The sequence below is a fragment of the Planctomycetota bacterium genome, assembly GCA_026387035.1.
Taxonomy (GTDB): domain Bacteria; phylum Planctomycetota; class Phycisphaerae; order FEN-1346; family FEN-1346; genus JAPLMM01.
In genome coordinates this window covers 1-4,264 of sequence record JAPLMM010000137.1, presented here as the reverse complement: position 1 = coordinate 4,264, position 4,264 = coordinate 1, and the positions used below count along the sequence as shown (strand labels likewise).

Annotated in this window: 2 protein-coding genes; both read right to left on the bottom strand. The window is 64.1% G+C overall.

The genetic code is table 11. The annotated features are described in order from the left end of the window. On the bottom strand, positions 1-466 hold a 466-nt coding region (locus NTX40_04655; GenBank protein MCX5648373.1), incomplete at its 3' end, for a DNA-directed RNA polymerase subunit beta'. Between the two features lie 218 nt (positions 467-684). Then, the coding region (gene rpoB / locus NTX40_04650) for a DNA-directed RNA polymerase subunit beta (GenBank protein ID MCX5648372.1) at positions 685-4,264 on the bottom strand (3,580 nt) is incomplete at its 5' end.

Sequence of the window (4,264 nt, the reverse complement as noted above, 5' to 3'; positions counted from 1 at the left end):
GGATCTGGGCGGGCTTCAAGGGGGTGTCACCGGGCTGGGTGACGGCGTAGTCCTGGAAGTAGACGACCTTTTCGAGGTCGGAGACCCGCATGTTCAGGAGGGTGCCAATCCGGCTGGGCGGGGCCTTGAAGAACCAGATGTGGACGATGGGCGCGGCCAGGTTGATATGGCCCATCCTCTTGCGGCGGACGCGGCTATGGGTGACCTTGACCCCGCAGCGGTCGCAGATCATGCCCTTGTGCTTGGTGCCCTTGTACTTGCCGCAGAAGCATTCCCAGTCTCGTTCGGGGCCGAAGATGCGTTCGCAGAAGAGGCCGTCGCGTTCCGCGCGGTAGGTGCGGTAGTTGATCGTTTCGGGCTTTCGGACCTCGCCGAAAGACCACGAGCGGATGTCGTTGGGGCTGGCCAGCGAGATCCGCACGCTCCCGTAGTCGTTGATCTTCTCGTAAACGTTTTCAATCGCCATGGCGATCGGCTCCTACCGGAACGACCGAGTGACGGAGTGACTGAGTAACTGAGTGACTGAGGCAGCAAGAACTTCCACAATCTGTCGGAAGTTTGGAGGGCGCCTTTTCAGGTCGTGCCGCTGCGCCCACAAATGTTCTCCCGCCCCCTGCCCTCTGCCACGCTATCACCCTTCGTGCCTCCTCCGTTACTCAGTCACCCAGTCACTTAGTCACTTTTTTAGAGACGCTTCTTCTCCAACTGCATGTTCAGGCACAGGCCCTTGATCTCGTTCGTCAGCACGTCGAACGAGACGGGCGTCCCTGCTTCCAGCTTGTTCCGGCCCATGACCATCGACTCGTAGATTTTCGTCCGGCCCTCGACGTCGTCCGATTTGACGGTCAGCAGTTCCTGCAGCACGTAGGCCGCCCCGTACCCTTCCAGCGCCCACACTTCCATTTCGCCGAACCGCTGGCCGCCCGACCGCGCCTTGCCGCCCAGCGGCTGCTGCGTGATCAGGCTGTACGGGCCCGTCGCACGCGCGTGCACCTTGTCGTCCACCAGGTGGTGCAACTTCATCATGTAGATGTAGCCGACCGTCACCGCCTGGTCGAACGGTTCGCCCGTGCGGCCGTCGTAGAGTGCCGTCTTGCCGTCGCGCGGCAGGCCGGCTTCCTGGAGCAGGTCGTGGATCATGTCTTCCTTGCACCCGTCGAACACAGGCGAGATGGCCTGGAATCCCAGCACCTTCGCCGCCCACCCCAGGTGCGTCTCCAGGATCTGGCCGACGTTCATGCGGCTCGGCACGCCGAGAGGGTTCAGCAGGATCTCGACCGGCCGGCCGTCCGGCAGGAACGGCATGTCCTCGGCTGGCAGAATCCGCGCAATGACGCCCTTGTTCCCGTGCCGGCCCGCCACCTTGTCGCCCACCGACAGCGTCCGCTTCGTCGCGATCCACACCTTCGCCATCTCCAGGACGCCCGTCGGCAGTTCATCGCCCCGTTTCAGCCTCGCGACCTGCCGCTCTTTCTCGTCCAGCATCTCTTCGACTTTCGGCCACTCGCGGCGAACGATCTCCCGGCCCTCGTCGAACGATTGGCTGCGCGTCTGGATCTTCTCATAGTCGAACCGCTCGATCTGCGAGAGCACCTCCGCCGGGTCCTTCGCCTCGCCGTACGCCACCCCCGTCTCCGGGTCCGCAATTTTCGTCCGCAGCGTCGCGTTCAGCATGTCCACCAGGTCGCGGAACGCCGACACGATCCGATCGTCCATTTCCTTCGCCACGCGGCGGGCCTCACGCGACCGCCGGCGACGCTCCGAGTCCGAAAGGTGGGCCACCCGGCTGAACTTCTCCGCCGCGATCACGATCCCCTCCGTCCCGCCCGGAACGGTCAGGCTGTCGTTCTTCACGTCCTCGCCCGCGCGCCCGAAGATCGCGTGCAGGAGTTTTTCCTCCGGCGACAGTTCCGTCTTCGATTTCGGGCTCACCTTCCCCACCAGGATGTCCCCGGGCTGCACGCGCGTCCCGGTCCGGATGATGCCTTCCTCGTCCAGGTTCCGCAGTTGACGCTCCGACACGTTCGGAATGTCGCGCGTAAACTCCTCGCGCCCCAGTTTCGTCTCCCGCACCTCCACCTCGAACTCGTCGATGTGGATGCTCGTGAACCGGTCGTCCTTCAGGAGGTTTTCCGAGACGAGGATGGCATCCTCGAAGTTGAAGCCGTCCCACGTCATGAACGCCACCAGAACGTTGCGCCCCAGCGCCAGTTCGCCGTCCTTCGTCCCGGGGCCGTCCGCAATCACCTGCCCCGTCTTCACTTTCTGGCCGACCCGCACAATCGGTTTCTGGTTCAGGCAGGTCCGCTCGTTCAGGCCGACGAACTTCCGCAGGACGTATTCGGTTTCCCACCCGTCGCGGTTCCGCACGACGATTCGCCGGGCGTCCACGTACACCACCTCGCCCGCTTCCTGGGCGCGGACGACCATCCCTGAGTTTTCCGCCACGGGCTTTTCCATCCCCGTCACGACTATCGCCGGTTCCGGCTGGAGCAGCGGCACCGCCTGGCGCTGCATGTTCGATCCCATCAGCGCCCGGTTCGCATCGTCATGCTCCAGGAACGGGATCAGGCTCGCCGACACCCCTACCAACTGCTTCGGGCTGATGTCGACGTACTGGACGTCCGCGGAGGGGACTTGCTTAAAGTCGCCCGCCACGCGCGCCACCACCACGTCCGACAGAATCTTGCCGTCCGGGTCGGTCGGCACGTCGGCCGGCGCCAGGATGTGCTCGATCTCCTCGTCCGCCCGCATCCACCGCACCTGGCCGTTCACCTTGCCCTTCACGACCTCGCGGTACGGCGTGATGAGGAAGCCATACGGATCCACCGTCGCGTAGATGCCCAACTGGGCGATCAGGCCGATGTTCGTCCCTTCCGGCGTCTCCACCGGGCAGATGCGCCCGTAGTGGGAGACGTGGACGTCGCGGACCTCGAACCCCGCGCGCTTGCGATTCAGGCCCCCGGGGCCCAGCGCCGACAGGCGACGCTCGTTCGCCAACTGCGCCAGCGGGTTCGTCTGGTCCACCACCTGCGAGAGTTCCGAACGACCGAAGAAAAACTCGATCGAACTGGAGACCGACTTCGAGTTGACCAACGTCCGCGGCGTCAGTTCCTTCGGGTCCTTCAGGTTCATCCGCTCCTGGACCGTTCGGCGGAGTTTCAGGAACCCCTTTCGGACCTCGTCGCCGGCGAGTTCGTCAATCGTCCGGAGGCGCCGGTTCCCGAGGTCGTCGATGTCGTCGGTCGCCCCTTCGCCCGCCCGCAGTTTCATGATGTACCGGAGGCACTCGATGAAGTCCTCCGGCCGAAGGGTCATTTCGTCCTCCGGCACGCTCGTGCCGAACTTGCGGTTCAGGCGGAAGCGGCCGACCCGCCCCAGCCGGTACCGGTTCGCATCGTAAAACTTTTCCTGGAAGAGTTGCCTGGCCTTGTTCTGGTTCGGCGGGTTGCCGACGCGGAGGCGCCCATAGATGTAGAGCACCGCCTCGTCGTGCGTTTTCGTCTTGTCGTCCTGAATCGTGTTCAGGATCAGGGGGTCGCACTGCGAGTCGGCCACGACGTCCAGTTGCTTGATGGACGAGTTGCGGATATGCTCCCACTTTTCACCGACGCGCTGGCCCGCTTCGAGAACGACTTCGCCCGTCTCCTTGTCCACGACCGGCGTCGAGACGTAGAAGTCCTGGACCGGCGTGCCGCGCTTCACCTGCGACAGCACGAGGCGCTTCGTCTCGTAGAAGAGGCGGATGATCGTCTCGGTATCGCTGTACTCGGGCGTCATTGCCCGCAGAAAAGCCGTCACCGGAATCTTGGAGGACTGGTCGATCCGCATCTGAAGCACGTCGCGCTTCGAGACGTTCGTCTCGATCCACGAACCGCGTTCCGGGATGATTCGGCAGGAATGGAGGCGGCGGTCGCCCGCTTCCAGGGTCATCGAGAAATCCACGCCGGGGGAGCGGTGCAACTGGCTCACGATGACGCGCTCCGCCCCGTTGATGATGAACTCCCCGCCGCCGATCATGATGGGGACTTCCCCGACGTAGATGCTCTCCTCCAGCACGTCCTTGCTGTCTTTCCGGCTGAGCCGGCAGCGGATGCGGAAGGGGCGCCCGTACGTCAGCCGCAGGTCTCGGCATTCCTGCGGGTCATAGCGGGGCTCGCCCAACTCGTAGTAGAGATACTCCAGCGTGATCTGCCCGTCGTAGCTGACGATCGGGAAGATCTCGCGGAGCAGCCCTTCCAGACCTTCGCCCTTCCGCTCGGCC